The 24819-nt window shown below is 43.3% G+C and carries 19 protein-coding genes; 7 read left to right on the top strand and 12 right to left on the bottom strand.

Features of this window, described 5'->3' with window-relative positions; all coding sequences use genetic code 11:
• Positions 1-21: 21 nt before the first annotated feature.
• From AC2SLO_RS03805 to AC2SLO_RS03785, 5 genes are all read left to right on the top strand, one after another.
• On the top strand, positions 22-855 hold the full coding sequence (locus AC2SLO_RS03805; RefSeq protein WP_486543312.1) for a DsbC family protein: 834 nt from the start codon (positions 22-24) through the stop codon (positions 853-855).
• Between the two features lie 376 nt (positions 856-1231).
• Positions 1232-2572: a homoserine dehydrogenase gene (locus AC2SLO_RS03800; protein WP_486543310.1), complete on the top strand. Its 1341-nt coding sequence runs from the start codon at positions 1232-1234 to the stop codon at positions 2570-2572.
• 121 nt (positions 2573-2693) lie between these two features.
• On the top strand, positions 2694-3875 hold the full coding sequence (locus tag AC2SLO_RS03795) for a thiolase family protein (protein WP_486543308.1): 1182 nt from the start codon (positions 2694-2696) through the stop codon (positions 3873-3875).
• Positions 3876-4414: 539 nt separating this feature from the next.
• Entirely contained in the window at positions 4415-5263 is an 849-nt protein-coding gene (locus AC2SLO_RS03790) for a DUF2382 domain-containing protein (RefSeq protein ID WP_486543306.1), read from the top strand.
• A 372-nt stretch (positions 5264-5635) separates the two neighbouring features.
• Positions 5636-6229: a YsnF/AvaK domain-containing protein gene (locus tag AC2SLO_RS03785; RefSeq protein ID WP_486543304.1), complete on the top strand. Its 594-nt coding sequence runs from the start codon at positions 5636-5638 to the stop codon at positions 6227-6229.
• A 149-nt stretch (positions 6230-6378) separates the two neighbouring features.
• On the opposite strand, the gene AC2SLO_RS03780 is transcribed toward AC2SLO_RS03785, so the two are convergent.
• Together AC2SLO_RS03780 and secA are read right to left on the bottom strand one after the other, a co-directional pair.
• A complete protein-coding gene (locus tag AC2SLO_RS03780; protein WP_486543302.1) occupies positions 6379-6756 on the bottom strand; it encodes a hypothetical protein in 378 nt (125 codons plus the stop codon).
• Positions 6757-6938: 182 nt separating this feature from the next.
• Positions 6939-9755 carry a preprotein translocase subunit SecA gene (gene secA / locus AC2SLO_RS03775; RefSeq protein ID WP_486543300.1) on the bottom strand — a complete coding sequence of 939 codons (2817 nt, stop codon included), beginning with the start codon at positions 9753-9755 and terminating at the stop codon, positions 6939-6941.
• Between the two features lie 315 nt (positions 9756-10070).
• Between secA and mutS the strand changes: the two genes are divergently transcribed.
• Together mutS and fdxA are read left to right on the top strand one after the other, a co-directional pair.
• Positions 10071-13100, top strand: coding sequence for a DNA mismatch repair protein MutS (gene mutS, locus AC2SLO_RS03770; RefSeq protein ID WP_486543298.1), 3030 nt, complete (start codon positions 10071-10073; stop codon positions 13098-13100).
• A gap of 216 nt (positions 13101-13316) precedes the next feature.
• Positions 13317-13640, top strand: a complete 324-nt coding sequence (gene fdxA / locus AC2SLO_RS03765) for a ferredoxin FdxA (protein ID WP_486543296.1) — start codon at positions 13317-13319, stop codon at positions 13638-13640.
• Positions 13641-14105: 465 nt separating this feature from the next.
• Here the strand turns inward: fdxA and AC2SLO_RS03760 are convergent, their stop codons facing one another.
• The 10 genes from AC2SLO_RS03760 to AC2SLO_RS03715 form a co-directional block, all read right to left on the bottom strand.
• Entirely contained in the window at positions 14106-14528 is a 423-nt protein-coding gene (locus AC2SLO_RS03760; protein ID WP_486543294.1) for a prepilin-type N-terminal cleavage/methylation domain-containing protein, read from the bottom strand.
• Between the two features lie 187 nt (positions 14529-14715).
• Positions 14716-15198: a type IV pilin protein gene (locus tag AC2SLO_RS03755; protein WP_486543292.1), complete on the bottom strand. Its 483-nt coding sequence runs from the start codon at positions 15196-15198 to the stop codon at positions 14716-14718.
• Positions 15199-15272: 74 nt separating this feature from the next.
• On the bottom strand, positions 15273-18860 hold the full coding sequence (locus AC2SLO_RS03750; RefSeq protein ID WP_486543290.1) for a PilC/PilY family type IV pilus protein: 3588 nt from the start codon (positions 18858-18860) through the stop codon (positions 15273-15275).
• 61 nt (positions 18861-18921) lie between these two features.
• Complete coding sequence (locus AC2SLO_RS03745) at positions 18922-19734, bottom strand: pilus assembly PilX family protein (protein WP_486543288.1); 813 nt, start codon at positions 19732-19734, stop codon at positions 18922-18924.
• Positions 19727-20761: a prepilin-type N-terminal cleavage/methylation domain-containing protein gene (locus AC2SLO_RS03740; RefSeq protein ID WP_486543286.1), complete on the bottom strand. Its 1035-nt coding sequence runs from the start codon at positions 20759-20761 to the stop codon at positions 19727-19729. Before AC2SLO_RS03740 ends, AC2SLO_RS03745 begins: the two co-directional genes overlap by 8 nt.
• Before the next feature lie 2 nt (positions 20762-20763).
• Positions 20764-21408, bottom strand: a complete 645-nt coding sequence (locus AC2SLO_RS03735; RefSeq protein ID WP_486543350.1) for a prepilin-type N-terminal cleavage/methylation domain-containing protein — start codon at positions 21406-21408, stop codon at positions 20764-20766.
• A 38-nt stretch (positions 21409-21446) separates the two neighbouring features.
• Entirely contained in the window at positions 21447-21857 is a 411-nt protein-coding gene (locus AC2SLO_RS03730; RefSeq protein ID WP_486543284.1) for a type IV pilin protein, read from the bottom strand.
• 112 nt (positions 21858-21969) lie between these two features.
• On the bottom strand, positions 21970-22731 hold the full coding sequence (locus tag AC2SLO_RS03725) for a ComF family protein (RefSeq protein ID WP_486543282.1): 762 nt from the start codon (positions 22729-22731) through the stop codon (positions 21970-21972).
• A gap of 41 nt (positions 22732-22772) precedes the next feature.
• Complete coding sequence (locus tag AC2SLO_RS03720; RefSeq protein WP_486543280.1) at positions 22773-24035, bottom strand: phospholipase A; 1263 nt, start codon at positions 24033-24035, stop codon at positions 22773-22775.
• A gap of 223 nt (positions 24036-24258) precedes the next feature.
• The gene (locus tag AC2SLO_RS03715; RefSeq protein ID WP_486543278.1) at positions 24259-24777 is read right to left on the bottom strand and encodes a DUF3465 domain-containing protein; all 519 of its coding nucleotides are present in this window, start codon (positions 24775-24777) and stop codon (positions 24259-24261) included.
• Positions 24778-24819: the final 42 nt, after the last annotated feature.

Genomic DNA, 24819 nt, shown 5'->3' with positions numbered 1-24819 from the left:
ACCCTTTAAGAGACATCCGTTATGACCCTTACATTCCAAAAACAATTATTAAAAAAATCTCCAGCTTTAACCAAAGCCTCATTGATAGCACTCGCCATTGCGGTCGCCGGCTGTAATAGCAATAGCACCGAAGCCAAACAAAATGATGCGAATGCTTCTAACTCTGTGAGCGCAGCCACTCAGGCCGATCCTGAATCTGACCCACAAGTGGTCGCCGCCTTAGAGAAAAACTTCAAAGCTTCAGGTTTCGAGCAAAAAATCATCTCCGCTGTGCCTACTCAAATGGAAAACATCTACTGGGTGACCAGCGAGGGCATGCCCGCATTCTTTAGCGACAAAGAAGGCAAACACATTATCCAAGGTCAAATCGTTGAAATTGGTCAGCCGCAACCGGTCGATATCAGCTCCGCACTTATCGCAAAATCGGCTAAAAAGAAACTGGCTGAAGTCGATAAAGACGAGATGATTATTTATCCCGCTAAGGGCGAGACCAAAGCGGCCGTTTATGTCTTTACCGATGCCGACTGTCCTTATTGCACCAAGCTGCATTCAGAGATGGATGAGATTAATAAGCTCGGCATTGAGGTGCGTTATTTAGCTTGGCCACGCAGTGAGCAAAGCGTGCCTAAGATGCAAGCCATCTGGTGTAGTGATGACCGCGTTAAAGCGATGACTCAAGCAAAATCAGGTCTGCCACTATCGACTAAATCTTGCGATGACCCAGTGCGCAAACATATGCAACTTGGCTTAAGCTTAGGCGTGAGCGGTACCCCTGCTATCTTTACCGAGTCAGGTAATCAAATCGGTGGCTATCTGCCTGCACAGCAATTAGCAGAAGCAGCCATTGCTAACTAATTTGCCTAACGTAACCGCGGTATGGAATATGCTAATCGCTTTATTCACAGCAGATTGGCTGCTAATATAGAGTACGTTTTGGACTCAGCCGTCAGTTAAACTCAGCACAGTTAAGTGACTTTTAAAGCGCTGCCGTGTTACCGTTTATTAACGGCTGTTTTTTGACCTTCTAAATCCGTATTATTTAGTTTTTTAATATCAGGGTGGTACTATTTGCTAGATAGGCTGACCATACTCTCAAATGGACTAACCCTAAAACAAGCCTGACAGCTTGCCGTGATTGCTGACGTATTGTTAGGCAAATCCAAATGTCCGCTGTCACAGATTAACTCTATATACACTTATAATAATGCTTGATAACACTACTGAGGATACCGTGAGTAAATCAATTAAACTTGCCATATTAGGGCTAGGTACTGTCGGCACGGGCGTGCTTGACCTACTTAAAGATAACTTGTCAGAACTACAAAGACGTAGTGGTCATGACATTGTTATTACCCAAGTCGGTACCCGCCGCCAACGTGATGATATTGACCAAAGCATCAAACAACAAAGCAATTTAATGGCGATCGCTGAAAGCGATGATGTCGATATTATTGTTGAGGTCATTGGCGGTATGACTGTCGCCAAAGACGTGATTATCCATGCGATCAAAAATGGCAAGCATGTGGTTACTGCTAACAAAGCGCTACTGGCCGAACATGGTAATGAGATTTTTGCCTTAGCCGATAAGCACAATGTACATGTGGCCTATGAAGCAGCAGTGGCTGGCGGTATACCTATTATCAAAGTAATGCGTGAAGCGCTTGCTGCCAATAACGTGAACTGGCTAACTGGTATTATTAATGGTACGGGTAACTTTATTATGTCTGAGATGCGTGACAAAGGTCGCGACTTTGATGACGTTTTAGCCGAAGCGCAAGCACTCGGTTATGCCGAAGCTGATCCGACCTTTGATGTCGAAGGTATCGATGCGGCGCATAAGCTGACCCTCCTTGCTTCTATCGCTTTTGGTATCCCATTACAATTTGACAAGGTGTACTGCGAAGGTATCACCAATATTACTTTGCAAGATGTGACCTATGCCGAAGAGCTTGGTTATCGCATTAAGCATCTAGGCTTTGCAGTGCGTCGTTATAACGATGAGAACAGCCGTAGTATTAACAAAAAAGCCGACGGTATTGAGCTACGCGTTCATCCAACCCTAATTCCAGAAGATAAGTTACTGGCCAACGTCAATGGCGTTAAAAACGCAGTATTGGTCAATTCTCACCCACTGGGCCAGACTTTATATTACGGTGATGGCGCGGGTGCCGGTGCGACTGCTTCTGCGGTTATGGCCGACGTAATGGATTTAATCCGAGTGCTAACTGTTGATGATTATGGTCACCATGTCCCACATTTGGCCTTTATGCCAAATCAGCTGTCTGATACGCCTATTTTACCGGCAGAAGATATGATTACAGGTTATTATCTTCGCCTGCAAGCCAAAGACACTCCAGGTGTGCTTGCTGATGTGACTCGTATCCTAAGTGATGCAGGCATTAACATTGATGCTATTTTGCAAAAGCCTGCGCATCAAAAAGGTCAGGTGCCTATTATTATCCTGACCCTACCGGTTGTTGAAAGTCAGATGAATGTCGCCATTAATAAGATTGAGAAGCTCGACGCCATCACCTCAGATGTGGTGCGCATTCGCTTACATGAGCTTGATTAGTTTTTCGTAATTTGTATATTATAAAAATAACTGTTTAACAAAATATTGTTAAACCCTATAAACGTAGCAGTTTTCGGCCTATTCAGCGCTTACGTATAGGCCATTTAATAAGGATAATATTATGTCATCAGATTCAATTGTTATTGTAAATGGCGCACGTACTCCTATGGGCGGCTTCCAAGGCGCCCTTACTGGTGCTAATGCCCCTCAGCTTGGTGCCACAGCTATCAAGGCTGCTGTAGAGCGTGCCGGTGTTAAGCCCGAAGAGATTGATGAAGTTATCATGGGCTGTATCTTGACCGCAGGTGTCGGTCAAGGTCCTGCTCGTCAGGCCATGCGTCAAGCAGGCATTCCAGACAGCACTGGTGCAGTGACGATTAATAAACTATGTGGCTCAGGCCTTAAAGCCGTGATGCAAGCACACGACGCTATTAAAGCTGGTAGTGCTGAAATCATTGTTGCAGGTGGTATGGAATCGATGACTAACGCGCCATATGTTCTACCGCAAGCACGTGCAGGCCTACGTATGGGGCACAAAGAAATCAAAGACCATATGTTCCTTGATGGCTTAGAAGATGCTGATACCGGTAAGCTAATGGGTCAGTTTGCTCAAGAAATGGCAGACAAAATAGGGTATACCCGTGAGCAGATGGATGACTTTGCTATTGAGTCATTAAATCGTGCGTTAACAGCAATCTCTGAAGGCCACTTTGATAACGAAGTTACGCCAGTGACCGTTAAAAACCGTAAAGGTGAAATGGTTGTTGATACTGATGAAGAGCCAGGTCTGGCTAATGCAGAGCGTATCCCTACCCTGCGTCCAGCTTTCGCGAAAGACGGTACAATCACTGCAGCAAACGCCAGCTCAATCTCTGACGGTGCAGCCGCGGTTGTTGTCACCTCAGAGCAAGTAGCAAATGATAAAGGCCTTGATATTCAAGCGCGTATCGTTGCGACTGCCACACATTCTCGTCACCCTTCAGAGTTCACCATTGCACCTATCGGCTCTATAGAAAAAGTACTAGAAAAAGCAGGCTGGTCAGTTGATGATGTGGATCTTTGGGAAATCAACGAAGCTTTTGCTATGGTAACGATGGTAGCAATGGATGAATTAAACATTCCACATGCCAAAGTAAACATCGAAGGCGGTGCTTGTGCTCTAGGTCACCCAGTAGGCTGTTCAGGCGCACGTATCCTAATAACGCTTATCAACTCATTGAAGCGTACTGGTGGCAAAAAAGGTATTGCCTCATTATGTATCGGCGGCGGTGAAGCAGTAGCCGTTGCTATTGAACTACCATAAGCGTATTTAAGCATTAATTATAGGTTTGAAATAAAAGCCCAAACCTAAGTTAATTACTGAATATAAATTCGATGGCTCTATAAACAAGGCCTTATAAGAGAGTCTCCTTCGGGAGGCTCTTTTTTTGTTACCTAAAGAACAGAAAAATGCACATCATAGTGAGCGAATGTAAAGCAAGGAATAAGATGTGTTATTTCAATTACAGCTGATTACATGATTTTACGAGCCTTAATACAGTGATACCTGTTTACTATATAAACCTCGAAACCCAGTTGTTAAAGTATCTACCAAGTCATCGAGATTAGCTTTGAGGAACAACAGCACTTCTCGCTAAGCCATCTAAATTATTGATTATTAGATTGGACTGGTTAATAAGAGTAAGGACTGTTTTTAAACCAATGGCTATTTAAGTTAAATAACCTTGTTTTTAAAAATCAAATCCGATGATGGTTATGACAAAATTAATTACTTAGAAAAATAGTAACCTGTAAAATCCATCTACGGATTTAACATTCACAATAAATAAAAGGAAAATTATAATGAGTCAACTAATTCGATTAAAAGATATCCAAGCAACTCACCGCGACCTAATCGGTGATGATTATTATGATCCAACTGGCAAAAGCGCTTATGGTGCTGGTGAAGAAAAAATCGGTAAAATTGAAGGTGCTCTAGTTGAAGACAGCACAGGCCGTATCCGTTACTTAATCGTTGATGCTGGTGGTTGGTTTTCATCTAAGGAAGTATTAGTACCAGCAGGTCTAGCTCGTATCGTTGGTGATGATGTATTCTTTGACAGCTTAACCAAAGCACAAGTTGAAGCGATGGAAGAGTATGACCACGACTATCAGTACAGCTATGAAGAACAGACTCATAAAGATCGTGCTGCATTCGTTGCTGACACTGTACCAGAGCAAGAGCGTGTAGATGTTAAAGAAGATTTCTACAATGCACCAAACACGTTAGAGCTTTTAGAAGAACGCTTAACAGTGAATAAAGATCGCATCGTTGCCGGCCTAGTTAAAGTTGGTAAGCACGTAGTAACTGAAGATCGTCAAGTAGATGTAGAGCTTGAAGAAGAGCATGCACATATTGAGCGTACTGATGTTGATCGCCGTACTGACCGTAAAATCGGTGATGACGCTGGTCACAATACAGTAGAAGTTGAGCTTGAAGCTGAACGTGCTCGTGTTGGTAAAGAAACTTACGTAACAGAAGAAGTAAACGTCGGTAAAACAACTGAGCGTCATACTGAAACTATTCGCGAAACTATCCAACGTGAAGAACTTGACATCGACCGTGATGGCAACGTTGTAGACCGTGAAGGTAACATTGTGAACCGTGATGACATCACTGCTGATGACGTACGTGCCGCTCGCGGTAAGTAATTGACAGCATTGTATTCGGCCAGCTTTAGGTAATCATTATTAATTATCTAACTGGTTAATGAGTACAATAGTTGAGTGTATACTTAACAAGAAGCCAGGGTTTTTACTCTGGCTTTTTTAATGTCTGCACCTTTCTTGATAACTGAATTTAATACTGGTTATATTGGACCACTAAACCCAAGTATAAAACCAAAGTTTGTCTATTTATGCATATTATTAACCTGATTAATAAGTAAAATATACAGTGCACACGCTGGCAATGCGATACGATAGACAAATCATAATACATAATATTAGTTTAACCTGTCTTAAAAAACTAAGACTGATAAAGATTCATACCTATCTTAAACATTAATTTTGGAGAACTACCTTATGGATAATAATATCAATGATAAAAATCACAATACCATCACTGAATTATCAGAAGAACGCCGCAGTGCGCTGAGACGTGAAGCGTATGAAGCGCCTATTAATGAGCAGCGTACAACAGTTGGTAAAATTGAGCTGCTAGAAGAACGTGCTGTGGTAGATAAAGAGCGTTTGGATGTGGGTAAAATTACCGCTACTAAGCACGTGCGTACCAGAACCGTCAACGTACCTATTGAGCTAAGTGAAGAAGTATTGGTTATTGATACTGAGTATTACGATGCCGACTCACAAAGATTTTTAGCCAATGATGTAGGCGATCAAGATATTATCCGCCATATCGAACCTACTTTAAATCACACAGCGACTATCAAAGTTAACGGTTCAGATATATCGTTAGAAGATGGTCCGGTTGAGATTGTTATCTCTCGCCAAGTTGCTGTTATCAAAAAAGAGACGTATGCAGTGCAAGATATTGCTATTGAGAAATCAACACATGTCCATAAAGACAGCTTCGAGGTTGAGCTGCGTCATGAAGAGCTTGAGGTTATTGAAGAAGGCGACTTTACTCATAAAAATGCAGCTACTCAGCCTAAATAAAACGGGCTATTTGATTGTATGTAAATCAAAGGTATTTAAACCAAAAAGAGACCGCTCATAATGGGCGGTCTCTTTTTTTATGGTTATCGTTGTAAACAGTTAATCTACAAATAACCTATTCAATAACAGCTAAAGCTAATCAACAAATATTATTGTGCGGTGGTTGTCCCTTCTTGAACTGTACCTTCGGCAGGTCCAATCGCTGAATCAGTTACTGGTGCATTATCAATAGCATCTACTTCACTGCTGTCATCAATAGCAGAAGCTGACGGAGTACTGCTTTCTGCACCTACTTCAGGTGTTTCTACTGACTGCTCATGTGCGTCTGCACTGTCTAAATCATCGAGATCATCTGCCACAATCGCAGGCTGATTACCCTCAGCTGGATCAGCTGACATTGTCGCTACTTCAGCATCCGTCTCTTGCTCTGGTGCGTCTGCAGCATCTTTTTGACATGCACTTAGCCCAATAGTAGCGGCAAACATGGCGGTCCATAAACTTAATTTTAATGACTTGTTGTTTATCATACTACTTATCCTTATGTGCAAAGTGGCCTTAAAACAAGCCTAATTTGGCGAAACCATTTACTACTGACTACTATCAAGGCTGCGCCATTTATCAAATTATATACGCAATAGCATGACTTATGCTAGAACCCAATTCATCTAATTTAACCCATATTTTAAAATTAAACCAGACGACATTAGAACTAGATTTTGCCATGACACTGCTTGTAGCGTAGACCAGAACCACATGGGCATGGTGCATTACGGCTGATACCCATATTGGCATAAGGATTTTCACCTTGATTACCCGCTGCGCCTGCCGCTTGTGCCGCTGCTAAGTTATTCAGTTGTGTATTGTTGTTTACTGGACTATTATTCGCCTGAGATTGGTTAAGCGCAGCAACCTCTGGTGAATTATGACGCTCACCGGTCAAACTATCGACTTCGTCGTGCTCAAACATCATTCTCTGACGTTCGGCTTGAGCCAGACGCTCCGCTTCCATCGCCTCTAATTCTTCTTTAGTCGGGATATGGACACGCGATAAATCTTGTACCGTATCTGATTTAATAGCACCCAGCATCATCTGGAATAAATCAAACGACTCACGCTTATACTCTTGCTCTGGATTTTTTTGAGCATAACCACGCAAGTGAATCCCTTTACGCAGCTGATCCATTTGAGTTAAATGCTCTTTCCAGTGACGGTCTAAGCTTTGTAGCATAAAGTGACGCTCAAGCTGTGCAGCATTCTCTGGTGTCATTTGCTCGCGGCGATGACGATAACGCATAATTGCAGTGTCGATGATTTTCTCACGCAGACCATCTTCATCTAAGCGGCGATCTTCATCAAGCCAATCATTAATCGGCATATAGTATTTGAACTCGCTTTCAAGCTCATCTTCTAGGCCGTCAATATCCCACTGATCATCGATAGAGCCTGGTGGCACAAACTGGCTGATTAACGCATCATAAACATCACGATGCATCTCTTCAATCGCCTCTTTAAGGTCCGCTTCTGCAAGCAAATCATCACGCTGTGAGTAGATAACCTTACGCTGCTCGTTTGCCACATCATCGTATTTTAGAAGGTTTTTACGCGCGTCAAAGTCGCGGCTTTCTACTTTACCTTGCGCGTTCTCGATAGAGCGAGACACCATTTTATGTTCAATCGCTTCATCTTCTTTTAGACCCATGGCGCGCATCATATTCACCACGCGGTCACCGGCGAAGATACGCATTAAGTCATCTTCAAGCGATAGGAAGAATCGAGATTGACCTGGGTCACCTTGACGACCGGCACGACCACGCAGCTGATTATCAATACGGCGTGACTCATGACGCTCAGAACCGATAATGTGCAGGCCGCCAGCAGCGATGACTTCGTCATGCTTTTTCTGCCAAGCCGCTTTTAATCGCGCCATCTCCTCTGGGCTAACATTGTCAGGGTCAGTAATATACGCCTGCCAGTTACCACCCAAGATAATATCGGTACCACGGCCGGCCATGTTAGTCGCGATGGTCACCGCACGTGGACTACCCGCCTGCGCAATAATCTCAGCTTCACGTTCGTGCTGTTTGGCGTTTAGAACGTTGTGCTTAATACCTTCTTGATCCATCAAATAAGACAGCTCTTCACTGGCCTCAATGGTTGCGGTACCAACCAGTACTGGTGCGCCTTTTTTCTGAATCTCTTTAATCTCGCGGATAATACCTTTGTATTTACCAAGCTTGGTTAAGAAAATCTGGTCATCTAAATCAATACGTGCAATCGGCTTATGGGTTGGGATAACCACGACGTCGATGTCATACGTTGATTTAAATTCAGCCGCTTCGGTATCGGCTGTACCGGTCATACCTGATAGCTTCTCATAGAGACGGAAATAGTTTTGGAAAGTGGTTGTTGCAAGCGTTTGGTTTTCTGCTTGAATCTCAACGCCCTCCTTAGCTTCAACTGCCTGATGCAGACCATCTGACCAGCGGCGACCCGGCATGGTACGGCCCGTATTTTCATCAACAATAATTACTTCGCCATCATCAACGATGTAGTGCACGTTTTTCACAAAGATATGATGCGCACGAATTGCTGCTTGTACATGAGCTAATAATGGCAGACGGGTTGGGCTATATAAACTTTCATTCTCGTCAAGCTCGCCCACTTCGATTAAGAAAGACTCAATCTTCTCGTAACCTTTTTCGCTAATCTCAATTGAGCGGTTTTTCTCATCAATCCAGAAGTCGCCATCTTCATTATTCTTATTAGCTTCTTCATCTTGCGAACGGTTCAATCGAGGAATAATGGTATTAATCAGCGCATAAGTTGCAGATGAATCATCGGCTTGACCTGAGATAATAAGCGGCGTTCGCGCCTCATCAATTAAGATAGAATCAATTTCATCAATAATACAGTAGTTAAGCGGGCGCTGTTTTTTCTCAGCTAGGCTAAACACCATGTTATCGCGCAGATAATCAAAGCCGTATTCGTTGTTAGTACCATAAGTAATATCAGATTGATAGGCTTCAATCTTCTCTTGAGGTGGCTGCTGCGAGTAGATAACGCCAACCGTTAAACCTAAGAAGTCAAATAATGGACGGTTTAACTCTGCATCGCGCGCCGCTAAGTAATCGTTGACAGTAACTACGTGCACGCCTTTACCGCTGATGGCATTTAGGTAAATGGCAAGAGTCGCCATTAAGGTTTTACCCTCACCAGTACGCATCTCGGCAATTTTGCCTTCATGCAAGGTGATACCACCGATAATCTGCACATCATAATGGCGCATACCCAGTACACGCTTCGAGGCTTCACGACACACCGCAAAGGCTTCGGGCAACAAAGAGTCTAAACTGGCGCCTTCATCGAAACGACGCTTAAACTCTGCTGTCTTTTCGCGAAGCTGCTCATCTGTGAGCGCAGCAACTGCCTCTTCTTGAGCATTTACTTTTGCGACAATCTGACGCATACGTTTCAGCTCACGATCGTTCTTTGTTCCAATAACGCTTCCGACTATTTTTGACAACATAACTTTGTGGACCTATCTATCGACTGAGTCTGGCATCTTTAGGTGCCGACCGAAAAAAATTTTATTTATTATATATGGTAACAGTATTGATAGATACAAGGGCAAGTGATTCTACACTCACAATATATTTATTCTTTTTCCTAAAATCAGCATGAATGTTTACTATCTCTGGTTGTTCAATAAGGTATGCGCCCCCATTATTTATTAGGCAATAGATGTTAAAATGGTGGTTTTTGACAACCTCTTTTATAACATCGAATTCGGCTGTCTCCTCTCTTTTTAATTCTTATTTGTGACTTTGCTTAAGCGTCTACTATGTCTAATACCCCAAGTAATCGAAGTAATACTAATATCTTAAACATCGCTGGCACCCAGTATAATCTGGATGACCACACGCCAATGATGGTGCAATATCTCACTTTAAAAGCTCAATATCCGCATGCATTACTGCTATACCGTATGGGCGACTTTTATGAGCTGTTTTTTGAAGATGCACAGCGCGCCGCTGATATCTTAGACATCACCCTAACCCGTCGCGGTAATGACAAAGCCGGAAATAATATTGCCATGGCAGGGGTTCCCTTTCACGCCGCAGAAAGCTATATGGCACGTCTCATTGCGGCAGGCGAAACTGTAGTGATTTGTGAGCAAGTCGAAGAAGAGCCTACTGCCGATGATGAAGCAGACAAACCGGCCAATAAAGGCATTATGCGCCGTGAAGTAGTTAAAACGCTAACTGCGGGAACATTGACCGATGATGCTCTCATTGCGCCCAATCAAACACCGAGCGTGGTCGCCATTGACCTAAAGCTTGGTAAAGGGGCTAACAAGCTTAAATACATGCAAATTGGTGTCAGTCAGCTGGACATCAATGCCGGTACTTTACGCACTCAAACACTGCTCAACACTGATAATCAGCTAGCGTCGCAGAGTCAGAGTACTGATTATGAAAATATCCTAAAACAGCGCTTACTTACGGTGTTAACCCGCTTTGCGCCAAGTGAAGTCATCATTTCTGAGACCCTTAGTGATGATTGGCGACACTGGCTACAAGACAAGCTGTATTGTCCGGTGATTAGTGTCGCCGCCAGTGACTTTCATCCACAGCATGCCGGCGAAACCGTATGCCGACAATTTAATGTACAAACATTAGAGGGTCTTGGCATTGCTGATAGCATAGTCGCTCAGACCAGTAGCGCAGCACTGATTCATTATGCACAGCAAACGCAGCAGCGCCATACGCCGCAAGTGACCGAGCTTATCGTTGAACGAGATGAAGACTATCTGATTATTGATGATATCAGCAGTCGTAACCTAGAGCTATTTGCGCCAGTTAGTCCGACCGGCACCAGTCTATTGACCGTGGTTAATCAGTGTCAAACGCCTATGGGTAAACGCCTGCTCGCTAATCAATTAAAGCGTCCCCTACGTTTGGCTCAATCACAAGGCACCTTAATACAACGCCTTGATGCAGTTGAGTGGTTGGTAAATCAGCCTACGCTATCTAACCTTATAACACTACAAGAAACGCTACATAATATCTTTGATATTGAACGTATTAGCAGTCGTATTGGTCTGCACAGTGCTAAGCCTCGTGACCTACGCCGCTTAGCAGACAGTATCCATCACAGTCAGCAATTGGCAAACTCCCTACAAAATATGGGGCTAAATTCTGATAATTCAGGCTTGCTACCGATGCTAAGCGGTCAACTGCCCGAACAGCATGTAGAGCTGTTGGATATCAAAGCACTTTTAGAGTCTGCAATCGTAGAAGAGCCACCAGCGCACATTCGTGATGGCGGTATGATTGCGACAGGCTTTGATGAGGATTTTGATCGTCTGGTGCATTTGCATGACAATATTCAAGAAACCTTGGATGACATGGCAAATGACGCACGCCATGAACATCAATTGCCGAGTTTAAAAGTTGGCTTTAATAAAGTGAGCGGTTTTTATTTTGAACTGCCAAAAGGACAAGCGGCTCAAGCACCTGATCATTTTATCCGCCGTCAAACCTTAAAGAACAGCGAGCGCTTTATTACCGAGCCGCTAAAAGATTTAGAGATTAACTATCTTGATGCGCAGACTAATGCACTGGCCCGTGAAAAGGCGCTCTATCAAAAGCTATTGCTCGATTTAAGCGAGCAGCTAAGCCATCTTCAGCGTCTCAGTGCGGCAGTGGCTCAAATTGATGTGTTGCTTAATTGGGCAATACTGGCCAAAGAGAATAACTGGGTGCGTCCTGCTCTCGATAGCAGCAGCAGTTATATTAATATCGAAGCCGGGCGTCACTTGGTGGTTGAAGCCATGAGTCAGCCCAAAATCGCCAATCATCAAGCCGGCAGCACCTCCAGTCCTCAACACTTCGTGGCAAATGACTGCCAGTTAGGTACGGTAGAAAATCCCGAGCGACTTTTACTTATTACTGGCCCGAATATGGGTGGTAAATCCACTTATATGCGTCAAACAGCTTTGATTGTATTGCTTGCCTGCTGTGGTAGCTTTGTGTCTGCCTCAAAAGCCATTATCGGTGATATCGACCGTATTTTTACCCGTATTGGCTCTGCCGATGACTTGGCAGGCGGTAAATCCACCTTTATGGTTGAGATGATTGAGACCGCTCAAATTCTAAATTTAGCCACTGATCGCTCCTTGGTGCTGATGGATGAAGTTGGACGCGGTACCTCGACCACAGATGGTCTGGCCATCGCTCATGCTTGTGCAGTACAGCTTTGTGTTATGCGTAGCCTGACTTTATTTGCTACCCATTATTTTGAGTTGACCGAGCTTGCCCATCAAGACGCGCTTAGACATCAACTGCGCAACGTGCATGTGGCAGCCAGTCATATTGATGGACAGCTATTACTGCTGCACAAAATTCAACAAGGCGCTGCCAGCTCAAGCTTTGGTCTGCACGTGGCAAAAATGGCCGGTATCCCCGACAGCGTTTTAGAAGCCGCTCAGCATTATCTTAACGAGCAAAACACTTTATTGACCAAGCCACTAAACCAATCAATAGATAGCATTGAGAATGGATTCGATTTTGAATCGTTAGATACCGATGATAATCATGCTAAATTCGATAAAGCTTATGCAAATGCTGACGATAGCGGTGTAAATAAGCGACAAACCGAGGCTGGTTCTGCGACGGAACACTATAATTCTCACTTAGAAAAAGAGGATTTAGTTGCCCAGCAGTCAGCTATAAATATAGCGCCTAGCCCTATAGACGCTAAGGCTAACGCTCTTTTAGAGAGGCTACAGCAGCTGCAACCTGATGAGCTTACGCCGAAGCAAGCACTGGATTTAATTTATGAATTAAAACAGGCAACAAAACTTGACTGATGCGAATTTGTGAAATAGACCTTAACAGGGTAAAATAGCACCCTAAATTAATCTTATTACTCACTCCTAATTTATCTTGGTTGCACATTTCACTTAGCTTGAGATGGACTCTTGGTCACTGATAATAGATTTTTATCCAGTGATTATCATAAGAGCACCATACGCCATAGTGACTGACATAGACTGCTAAGATAACTTTTATAAAGGTAGCTCGCTATGACATTTGTTGTCACTGATAATTGCATCCGCTGCAAATACACCGATTGTGTTGAAGTCTGCCCTGTGGACTGCTTTTATGAAGGGCCTAACTTCTTGGTTATTCACCCTGATGAATGTATTGACTGTGCGTTGTGTGAACCTGAATGTCCAGCAAATGCGATTTTCTCTGAAGACGAAGTGCCTAAAGGCCAAGAAGAGTTTATTGAGCTAAACGCTGAGCTTGCAGAAGAATGGCCAAACATCACTGAAATGCAAGGTCCACTACCTGACGCTGAAAAGTGGGACGGTGTGGAAGGCAAGATTCAGTATCTAGAGCGTTAAGCCACTTTAAGCATAAATAACTTAAAGCACAAATGAGATAGTTCATCTTATTAGCTAAAAAAGCGACCCGAATTGGGTCGCTTTTTTATGGTTTCTTTATTAGGGCGTGTGGAACATTCGCAAATTAGCACTGCTGATAGCTAAAATTGTTTCAGACTAGGCGTAAACCGTAGTTAATGTCTAGACCTTGACTAGGTTTGCAACAACGTCTGGGGCGATTTTAGCATCAGCCTCACTCGAGCACAGCTCTCGCCTTGCGAACGGGCAAAGCAGTGCTTTGCTTAATCCGCTCTCAGGGGCGGGACTCTTTTTTGCCAATATATTGCGAAATTGTCTAACTTAGAATGACTAAGCGTCAAAAATTTCACTGCATATTGACTAAAAAAGAGTCGCCGCCAGTGCCATGGTCGAATGTTCGACACGCCCTAGTTTAAAGAAGCCAAGTAGTCTAAGCTGGTCTAAGTATTAAGTGGTAATCTCACATTTAATCACCTCACCAATACGGCACAATGCGTTCTTTTTATCTTCTAAAGGCTTCAAAATAGTACCGTTAATCGTCGAATCAGTTGCTGGAGTTTCAGCAATAGCAGGTGTCACTGTCGTATCGGCCACAACCGCAGCTTGGCCTGCAGTGTATTCTATCTTGGCACAGGCTGAGGTACCTTTATCTAATAATGCTTGTATCTGATCGTATTCTAAATCAGTGGTGGCCGTATGCATTTGTACGAACACCTTATTGCTCATTAGCTTGGTTTCAGCAAGGCAGGCAGTACTTGAGGTCTGGCGCGTATAGTCTTTATAGGCTGGAATGGCAATTAATCCCAAGATGCCGATGATCGAAACCACCACCATTAACTCGATTAAGGTAAACCCTTTTTGAGTATTCATTTAATGTCCTTATTGTTAGAAACATCATTGTTTCAAACTATTTTGTATTTATACTTCCGCTCATATCTTCGTTTATGCCCCAGCCCCAATCTTAAGCAGCTATTTAGTTTAGCGCTTCACTATCTAAGTTAATTCAACGCTTGAAGCATTTCTGCGCTCTATCGTATCACACCTACATCATTTAAAATTACCAATGCCTTGCACCTAACAACTGACACTGTGCACCTATGTAATATAATTGCTGACCTGTTACGGTGTTCGAGGGATAAGCAAAGCTACAGCGCTGGCCTAAGCTATTCATATAATAGATAGGCGAATTATCAAACGCGCGCAAATTGATATTCGGCTGAGCAATGATTTGCCATGTATTGCCATCACTCACATCGATGGTTGTCTTATAGCGATAGCTTCGCTCATCACTGTCTGACGGAATATAAATAACTGCCCCTCTCTCTAGCTGCTGCTGAGCAACAAAGTTATGATAAGTTAAGGTCTTGGCACGCCAGCGAGTTAGCTGATTGGCGATATTTAGGTTTAGCTGCTGCGCCTGCGCATGGATATTTTGCTGCTGGTAGCGCTGATAATTGGGCATAGCAATACTGACTAAAACAGCAATGATAACCAAGGTAATAACCATTTCAATAAGTGCAAACCCTTGGGCTAATCTCAATCTTTATTCTCCATCTGATATAAGCCCCATATAATCAGTCCACTGCCCTTTTAATATTTAACAAAAACCAACCTTTATTTCTTAGAATGAAAATCAAACCACATCAGTGGCGTCAAAGTTCCCTTGACCTTAAAACTGGTTTTTATATCAGCATCATCTGTCTGTAGAGCGATAAACTCTTTTTGTATACTACCCTGATTAATCAGTCGCCGCGACTTGGCGTTAAGCTTGCCGTCAATAAAATCCGTCCCAAATGTTGGCGGCAATATGCCTTTACCGGCTCTATAACGCTGATATTGATGATGACTGCTACTGTTATTCACATCATCCGTAGAGCCACTTGCCGTTTGGCTAGTATTTGAACTAGGGTCACGCTGACAAATGCCATACGGCAGACAATATTGATAAATCTCTGTCGTGCCAAGCACTTCTTCTAAGCAGCCATTTTGAGCATCATGACCGCCATCTCTTGGATTATAAGCAGCGGCATAAAGCTTATTAGCGATTGCTGCCATCTGGCCCAATCCTTTAAGATAATGACTGCCTGCTGCATCAAATGCTGACTGCGTATCTGAACCATAATACTCAAAGGGTGCCATCCAACCGTCATAATCTTGATAAACCTGACTCATATTATTGTTAGAAGTACCATTATAATTAAGCGGCTCACCCTGTAATGATTGTACTCCTAGCCCTAGCTCCGGCAGCTGTGCGGTTATCGTTGCTGCTAATTTAAAATCTGAACTAAACAAACCCTGCTTTGCAATGTCTTTATCATAAAACGTATAAACCGCTTGTGGCTGACGACTGGCTGACAGTGGATTGCTGCGATCACCAGATACCACACTAATGGTCGCAAACTTATTACCTTGAGCATTGCTTTGAATAGTTACCGTGGGCGTCTCATAAAAACGAGGAGTTGGTAAAGACGCACCGGTATTCAAGTAGCTATTTGAGTAGCTATTTAAATTGGCAATACGCTGTACTCTAGCGCGTGAATTACTGAGTGATTTATTATCAATATCAAGTCTAAATACCTGTCCATTTAAATCAGCGAAATAAACGTGGTCAGCCAATTCGTCGGCATCTCTATCCAATACTTTGACACCACCGGTAATGCTGTAGCGCATATGGCTATTTAAAACTGCTAGAGGAGAGGTTGTATGATTACTACTGACATATGCACCATCTGCATTATTAGCTTGTGGCTGATTGACGTCATCACCTAAATGACTGACGACAATTAACGGCTTACCGCTAATAGCATCGACAATATAAATGGTATTACCTTCAGTTTTTGAGTTACTAGAATTATCAGCGTTGCCATTCGCTGACATCTGTATTATTTGGCTATTGGTCTTATCATATTTAGAATCATAACCACCAGAAAATATCACCACTAACTTTGGCTGACCCAGCCAACGTATCTTGGTAACGGCAGGCTTGCCCCACCCATATCCCAATCGTTTGAACACTCCAGACTTCCCAGAATTTGTGATACTAAATAACTGTTTGGGTGCTCCGCCTTTATCAATATCAGTCAAATCCAAACCATAATAAGCTTGTGCACCCAACCTAGCACCGCCATACGCATAAATGGCTTCTGCAACTATCGTCGTATCTGTGAGCGCTTTATATTTTGTATACACCTGCCAAGGGCCATCTACCCCAAAGCTTGGCGTATTATCGCCCTTATGTTTGTCTGCTGTTAGCTCAGCTGTGATGCCTTTATATTGACCTTTATGAGCCAATACCTCACGCGGAAAATAAGCAAATACTTCTTTGCCGCTGTGGCTATTGATTACATGTAATGCATTATCCATTGCCCCAAATAATAGATATTGGTTGTCAGCAATATAGTCTCCACTTTCTTCATCTAGTGTGGCTTTTGCAGCAAAAGAGACTGGTATTGAATGAATTACTGCGCCTCTATTTAGTGCTATGCCATTAGATGTATTGGGTATTTTGCTTAACCGTATTTGACTATCCGTTGTGCTCTCAGGATGATAATCATCGACGGAATAACCCATATAATTTAATAGCAGCCGCTGTAATAAAATATCTTTAGAGGTAACCGTATCAGTAATGTCAGAAAACAATCGAACATGGCTAATCGAGGACATGGCTGGATCTATTTTTGTTAACCTGCCTGTCTGTGATCGGCTGAGATAAACTACATTGGTGTCTTGTGCATGACTATCTGTTTCTAAACCAGTGATAGATGATTCGGATAAACCATAACCAGCGTTCACACCTTGCATCAGTCGAGACGTTGCTTGAGAAGGCCTTTCACCTTGCTCAGTCATGTAGCCCTGATAACTATCGATGTATCGCTGTAGTCCACCTTGCCACTGAGATTTTCCGGCTCCCAAATTAGGCACTACCATTGGCATAAATCCTTGCGTCATGAGTTCGCCAGATCCTAACGGGCTAGCAGGTACACTCATGGAGCCACTGGCTAACATACCTGCCGGCTTCATGGACAAGCTACTTAAGCTTTCTGAACGCTGCTTGATGGCATCCGCAAAAGTTTGAATACTGCGATTACTGATGTCTAGGTCAGTAATATAAAAGCCGCCACCCCCTACCTGACGACTGCCCAATTGACAGGCATTTTGATAGTTTGTTATCTGCAGCTGTCTACTAGTATTTGATAACGGGCTGTTGATACTCGTCACTTTACAGCTGTTGTTATTCATCACTATCTTATCGGGCGCAATAACAAAAACACCGGTATTAATAGCACGACTACTTGGATTGCTCGTGGAATTTAGACGTTTGGCATACTCACTCATACACTGCCAATGTTGTTGCGGTGAACTTATCAATGAACTAAAGCTGCAGAGGTTCTGATTACTAATACTACTAGCCGACGTCATAAGCTCAACCTGAGCCATTAATGGATTACTATTAATATCTCTTTCAGCTGCTCCCGTTTGCAAAAGCGGATTCAAAGACTGACGAATAGCAGCAAGCGGTAAAGGTAGACTTGTTGATGGCATACCAGAGGTCATAAAAAATATTGCGCCATGTTGCACAACAGCAGATTCTGCTAACGAGCTATTTTGATTATCAAATGTACTATAAGAGAGATAAGGATTTGCCGATGTTGCTAACTCTGCATTGGGGCGACAGACCCGATAATTAGGTACAGTATTATTATCTTGCTTTGTTCCCATCATATACATGCCCGCTTCGGAATAAGCGGCTGACATAGAGCCAATAGCATCTGTATTTTGTAGTTGATTAACAGAGATCAGCAACCTTTGTCGATGTGCTGAGCCTATAGGGCCCAAACGTCCGACAGAAACATGGATACTCGCCGTGCTTGGCCTACTATTGGGATAACTGCCGAGACCTGCTAGGGTATCTTCACTAAGTCGATTCTCGCCTGTGTCTTCAATTAAGAGCTTAACCGTACTTATCATTTTGGCTTTTCGTGCATGAAACTCAGTATTTAAAGCTTCTCCCTCAATAGGGCTCATATCCAGCATCAATAAAATGGCATTGCCAGAGGGTGGTTGCGGCCTAAGTAACTGCTCACCGATTGGGCCAACAGGTAGACCGCCTTTATAAATCACCAAATCGCCTTGATGGTTCGCGGCAAAGCTAGAAGAGATGAATACACAGGTTGCCAATACGGGCACACTTATCCCAAACATCACTCTTAATGTTTTGAAAACACTACAAATTTTGCTGATAATGCGACTAACTCCCTGTCTGCTATTCAAAATTACTGTGATATATATAGTCTTGTACTTGGATATTATTCGGCGCATCGGTGTTGTTTAAGCAGTGGATTTGATTGTTATTAATCTCATTACCGGCCAGACTGCCTGCTGCTAATTTAAAACAATCGTCAATCTGTTTAAGACTGCTACGATTGGCCATAATGGGTAGTACAGAGCTGACAACCGCTCTTATGCGTAGGCTACTTGCGCCATTAACTGTTTCTTCATCAACACCTTCGGCAGTACTTTGAAATGGCAGCGACTCAATATTCTCGCTGCTTACTTCATTCGGAAAAACCTGACTAAGCGACACTTGGGTAGCCACTGTTTTACGGGCACTGGTGTAATAGGTGCTATTGCCACTGGCAATATGACAATAGCCATCATGTTTACCGAGCGTGCGACTGCCATCAGCACTCAATAAAATACGATGCTGATTGGTTTGATATAAATTATTCCGCTGCACCGGCTGATAACACAGGGCGTATTCTGCATGTTTATACAGCCCCTGACGCTGCCACACCTGAATCGGACCAAGTGCATCAGTACTCATCTGCTCTAATAGCGTCAGGTTTGACGCTTGGGATGCTATCGTGATACCTGCCATATGCAGCTGAGCCAGAGGCAAATCTGAGGATTGCATGAGTAGCTGCTGCACCTGCGCGGCAGTGGTTACCTTTAACGCTGTCTGGCTATTGCGTATGCTGATACTGGCGATAATGGCCAAAAACAACAGCATAATTAATACGATTATTAAGGTCGCACCCAATTGACGGTTAGGCAATGTGAATAGGCTATTATTCATATTGACTGCCCTGCCTGTAGGAAGCAGCAAACGCATGGGTAGGCAGCACGCTGTTTTTTAATCGGATGGTTTTTTCTAATACTCGGCGGGTATATTTATTCTCTGTTTTGCTCGTGTCTAAAACCACATCCTCACCCAATACTCGATATTTATTGTCACCTTGAGCGCCCACTGGGTATCTACTTCGAACAATCATGCCCAGTTTAATCGCCACTATGGCACCTTGCGCCACAGGCCTTTTTATTTCATCGAGCGTATCGCAGCCGCCACCGCAATACTCCTTGATAGTCATATATTGTAGACCTTGCTCACTCATAACACCCAGCTTTACCGTAAAATAATCCACTCGATTGATTAGTACGCTGCCTTTCCTGCGTGAATTTAATTTACGTAATAGCTGCGTTGCAGTGACGGCATATTGATCTGTTTTGGTCACAAGACTATCTATAGCAACCGGTCTATCATAAGTACCTGCGTTACATGCCAGTACCAGTTCATTGGTCGAGTCATCAGTCGCTTCACGCGTGAAAATGCGCTCTACCACAACCTGCCCTTTACGCACGATAGCGCCTTCACAATTTGCTATCTCAAAAGGTGCTGTATATTGAATGGTTAGCTGATCACTATTTTGCAGTTTTGTATTTGAAGGATGGCTATTACTGCTTGAGACCAATGCAGCAAATTTCTGCTGATGCCCAAAGCCTGCTAGATTGCCGATAAACTGTGAACCGGATGCTATGGAAGTCGATAGCAGCAGCCCAGTTGCCGGCGAGTTGGCGCTCATCGGGCGATAAGCACCTAGATTCGCCATGGCAATCTCTTTTTCTAGATAATGCAAACCAAATACTGCCGCATCTTGAATATCATCCACGCTTTCTTGAGCTCGTTTATTGTTTGCACTTTCTAAAAACAAAGCCAAAGCCGCACCGCTTATCAGTAATCCTAATGCCAGTGAAATCAGCAGCTCAACTAAAGTAAATCCATGTGCAGACTTTACAAGGTCGGCCGGTTTTAAGTGACTAGCCACCTTTAGTATGCCTCCATAAACACGCAGTCTGCCTCTTTACTATAACCACCCAATTGGGCTTCAAAGCAGTCTTGGCTTGTATCGCCTCGGGTCGCTGTGGTTGCATTCCATGCGGCAACCAAACAGTAGCTAGAGATAGCCGTATTATTAGCTGTAACCTGACCATTAGGGCAAGCCACCAGTCCTAACGTCACACCAATATTCGCTGCGCGGGCTTTTAATTCGAGTACATCATAAGTTGCCCTATCTTTAGGTAGACACGGCTGATTTTGGCAATCTATGGAAGTTAATGCAGTATCAGTGGATACAGAGGGTTCAATCGCAAACTGCTTAGCATAGTGAGCAAGAACGTCAGAGGCGGTTTCATTAGCAGATGTATTATTAAAGGATTGCTGACTGATTAGCGTTTGATTAATGACATTATCGACGGCATTGATGCGAATCTGTTCTGCTGCAGAGTGTAATAAGGTTATAGACTGAGTACGGATTAACGCATCATCTGTTGCGCCCAACGTTTGAATTTGCAGCGCTGCATATCCTAGTGCTGCAACCGCAAGTAACAGCAAAGACACCAATACTTCCACTAGTCCCAAGCCCGACTGCTTGTCTGATTGCTGATTTGGTTGCTTATGCTTTGTCGTCGAAATACAAATAGATTATTCATCCTGATATAGAAGATTATCAATCAGCGCCATTCATTACCATTACCACACTGAGTTCGGTGACATCTTTGACCAAAGGCATCTATGCTTAGGATACCATCACCACTCATATTACTGCCCTCAATGGGTATGGCTATTAGTATCCAATGAGTGTCACTTAAGTGAGTAAGAGACACGCTATACAAGCTTGCATCATCTGTTGCTTGCAACGTTAACTGAACATCACTCGCTCGTATCAACTTCTGTCTATGAATATGACTGGCCTGATTTTGTAACTGCGTCATCATTACAGTACGAGCATTTAGCTTAGAATAATCTTGATAATTGGGATAAGCGATAAGACACAATATCGAAATAACAGTCACCACCAACATCATTTCAATCAGCGTAAATCCTTTAACCCTACTGCTGTCCCTAATATCATCACCTCTCATTGCCAACTAATACCTACCTATCCTATCGTCTTTGGTACCAAGCACCTGTCCATTTATCGGAATGAAAAAGCACAGTGCTGTAGCATAACTGCTTTGACTGTTAAATGTCGGCTTATTTACCACTGGTTAAGGTATATGCCGATAAGACAATGGATGGGCTGCTTTTCGTTAAGCTCAATGCCAATGCTGATAACGTGGTGCCGGTGGTCATGACATCATCGAATAAAAGCAGTTTTTTATTGGTAGGTAAACGTGAGGTCAGATGAAATGCGTTATCCATATTCTGCTGTCGTTCTCGCCGATCAAGGCCTTGTTGATTCACCGCATCATCACTGCGGCCCACACCAAGCCATAGTGGAATCTGCCAATGCCTCGATAGATAATGCGCTAAGATAATGGTCGGATTAAAGCCTCGTTTGGCCAAGCGATTACCTGTCGTCGGCACTGGTAAAATCACACTATTATTAGCATCACAGCCAATAGGCTTGGGTAATTGACGCAGCGCGTGAACCAAAATAGGCAGGGCACTTAGCTGCTCTTGATATTTAAAGGCAATAAGCGCAGCACGCATATATCCGCTGTGAATCGCTGCTGCTTGAACGCTTAGCTCTGAGAGATGATTTGAGGTATGAGAGGTCGAATTTTGGGCAAAAGAAGAGCCTAATGGAGAGGCTCTATTAGGCTCTTTTAAATATAAAAAATTTGCAGATGGTCGCCATACTGTCTCGTTGTGACAGGCGTGGCAAACCAACGCCGCAGTCAACCTAAAAGAGGACTTATCACGGCTTAAAGACTCATTATTGTGCTCAGCAGTGGCTTTGTTATTAATACCGCATAAACAACACTGGCGCTGTAAATACTGTATCCGCCACATGCCAAAGGCATAGAAGGCGGGTACACCGCTGCTAAAATCGATTATAAGCCTTTCCAGTCGTTTAGTGAAATACCAACACCAACGGCTGTTGTTTTATCGTTATAATCGATAATAGATTCGCCATAACCATGGAATATCTGGAAGAAGCCATGTAGGTCGCGCGTGATAGGATAAGTATAGTTCAGCTCAATGGCACCATTACCCTCTTCGATATTATAACGACCTGTTGCCGCTAAAGACTCGCCTCTACCAAAGTCATAAAGTGCTTTTAGCTCACCATGGGCATAGTAATCAGTAATATCTGGGTTGTCGCCTTTGTCAGAATCTTTGATATGAGTCCAGACTTTTGGAACTAGGGTCAACTTGCCCCACTCCGCACCGCCCATCAGATACAGTCTATTCCACGAACGTGATAGAGGATCTGATTGGCCATTTGAATGGTGAATCGCACCGGCACCTAACATACGTAGACGACCATTAAAAGGTAGGTCCATTCGTACAGGCTGAGTTATGAATATCTCAGGCATGTAGTCTGTGGCACGGAACGGGCGTGAGTATTTTTCGTTATAAACCTGCCAATGCATTTGCTGAGTATAACCAAACCAAAGGTCAGCATTGGTATCAAACAAATCTTCCGCCACTTTAGTTTTCAATGATATCTGAGCTTTCAATTCCAATGAATCATCATATTCTTCACCATAGTCTTGAAGCTCATCTGGGGTTGGGTCCTGCGTTGGTGAATGTGGTGTACGGTTTGGATCAAAGTGTGCAAACGCTGGCATGAAATAAATAAAATCATGTGGTCTGACACGCCACGTACCAAGCTCACTGTTTTGGTCTAAGTCGTAGGCCAAGCTTAAAGGCGTATAAGCAGCAAAATCATCAACGGTAACGCCCGCTTTTGCTAAACGCGCATTGCCTTCTTCCGTTGGCGCGCCTGGATTAATCTCACCATCTGCACTTAAGTTATCTGCATCATCAGCAATAACAGGGGTTGGACGTAAATCGCTAAACGATGCTTTAACGGTGCGAGATAAGTCTAACGGGTACTTTTTGCGGCCTACTGTGCTCTTTTGACCATTTACTGTTTTGTCATAACAGGCCAATCGTGCTGCTCCCAATTTTAATTCGGCACATTGCATAAAGCTATCTACAGTCAACTGAGGTTTCTCAGTCTCCGCAGCATTTGCTACTGTCATAGCTAATGCAGGTGCAAGACATACAGCAGCTATTGATAGAGTTAAATGGTTGATACGTGGAAGTTTGTTCTTGAAACTTGGTGCTAAAGGCTGCAGATTTGTCATGCCTATTCCTGATAAATATTGTAAAGTCATCGTTTTGCTATTGAAAATAAGGTAAACCAAAGAGGTATGAGTAAACCAAGTAGCTAGGCGCTAACTTGTTAAATCATTATGCCGCAGACAAACCTTTAAATAGCGAGAAAAAAGAGGGGTTATTTTGATAGGATAATGAATATCGCACTAGCATAAAGCCTAACCCTTTACACTAGAATTAACACCTGTTTTACTACTGAAAGCGCTTACCTTCTCGCTCAATCCAGCCATGTTGATGTCTTGCTGCAGGGTCATGATGGGTCCAGTGAACAACGCCGCCTTGCTCATTGTATTCATACTCACCATAAAACACAATATCATCACCTTGCGTAAGTCCTGCAACTCGCGGCGCCAAATCAATATTATGGGCAATCAGCACAGTGTGCTTTGGTTTTGTATTATCCAGCTCTACTATGAAGCGTTGATGACGGCTTCCCTCGGTATCATCACTGAGTACCGCTTTTACATTGCCGCAGCCTTTAACTTGAATAGAGGACTGTTTATTGTTGTAGGCAGCAATAATATTGTCATTGCGGCAAGAGATAGGCAAAGTAATCGAGCTTTCATTATATTCTGAATTAGGTTTTAAATTTCCTATCGAATCAAATTCTAACTCGATAGGATTGATAGCAGGTGTCTCTAATTCTGCCGAATTTAACCCAAGTACCTCTGTCGTATTTTGCTCACACCCTGACAATAGTAGTGCTGACATCAAAAAGAGGCTTGTTGATACCTTTGTCATTAGAGATAAGCA

The sequence above is a fragment of the Psychrobacter sp. CX14 genome (assembly GCF_057396205.2).
The sequence above is the reverse complement of the archived record's forward strand: the minus strand, read 5'-3'. Positions and strand labels throughout refer to the sequence as shown.

Bases quoted from the DNA above. Each gene is read 5' to 3' on its own strand.
- AC2SLO_RS03805 (WP_486543312.1), top strand. From the start codon at position 22: ATGACCCTTACATTCCAAAAACAATTATTAAAAAAATCTCCAGCTTTA.
- AC2SLO_RS03795 (WP_486543308.1), top strand. From the start codon at position 2,694: ATGTCATCAGATTCAATTGTTATTGTAAATGGCGCACGTACTCCTATG.
- AC2SLO_RS03790 (WP_486543306.1), top strand. From the start codon at position 4,415: ATGAGTCAACTAATTCGATTAAAAGATATCCAAGCAACTCACCGCGAC.
- AC2SLO_RS03785 (WP_486543304.1), top strand. From the start codon at position 5,636: ATGGATAATAATATCAATGATAAAAATCACAATACCATCACTGAATTA.
- AC2SLO_RS03780 (WP_486543302.1), bottom strand. From the start codon at position 6,756: ATGATAAACAACAAGTCATTAAAATTAAGTTTATGGACCGCCATGTTT.
- secA (WP_486543300.1), bottom strand. From the start codon at position 9,755: ATGTTGTCAAAAATAGTCGGAAGCGTTATTGGAACAAAGAACGATCGT.
- mutS (WP_486543298.1), top strand. From the start codon at position 10,071: ATGTCTAATACCCCAAGTAATCGAAGTAATACTAATATCTTAAACATC.
- fdxA (WP_486543296.1), top strand. From the start codon at position 13,317: ATGACATTTGTTGTCACTGATAATTGCATCCGCTGCAAATACACCGAT.
- AC2SLO_RS03760 (WP_486543294.1), bottom strand. From the start codon at position 14,528: ATGAATACTCAAAAAGGGTTTACCTTAATCGAGTTAATGGTGGTGGTT.
- AC2SLO_RS03750 (WP_486543290.1), bottom strand. From the start codon at position 18,860: ATGTTTGGGATAAGTGTGCCCGTATTGGCAACCTGTGTATTCATCTCT.
- AC2SLO_RS03745 (WP_486543288.1), bottom strand. From the start codon at position 19,734: ATGAATAATAGCCTATTCACATTGCCTAACCGTCAATTGGGTGCGACC.
- AC2SLO_RS03730 (WP_486543284.1), bottom strand. From the start codon at position 21,857: ATGAGAGGTGATGATATTAGGGACAGCAGTAGGGTTAAAGGATTTACG.
- AC2SLO_RS03725 (WP_486543282.1), bottom strand. From the start codon at position 22,731: ATGTGGCGGATACAGTATTTACAGCGCCAGTGTTGTTTATGCGGTATT.
- AC2SLO_RS03720 (WP_486543280.1), bottom strand. From the start codon at position 24,035: ATGACAAATCTGCAGCCTTTAGCACCAAGTTTCAAGAACAAACTTCCA.
- AC2SLO_RS03715 (WP_486543278.1), bottom strand. From the start codon at position 24,777: ATGTCAGCACTACTATTGTCAGGGTGTGAGCAAAATACGACAGAGGTA.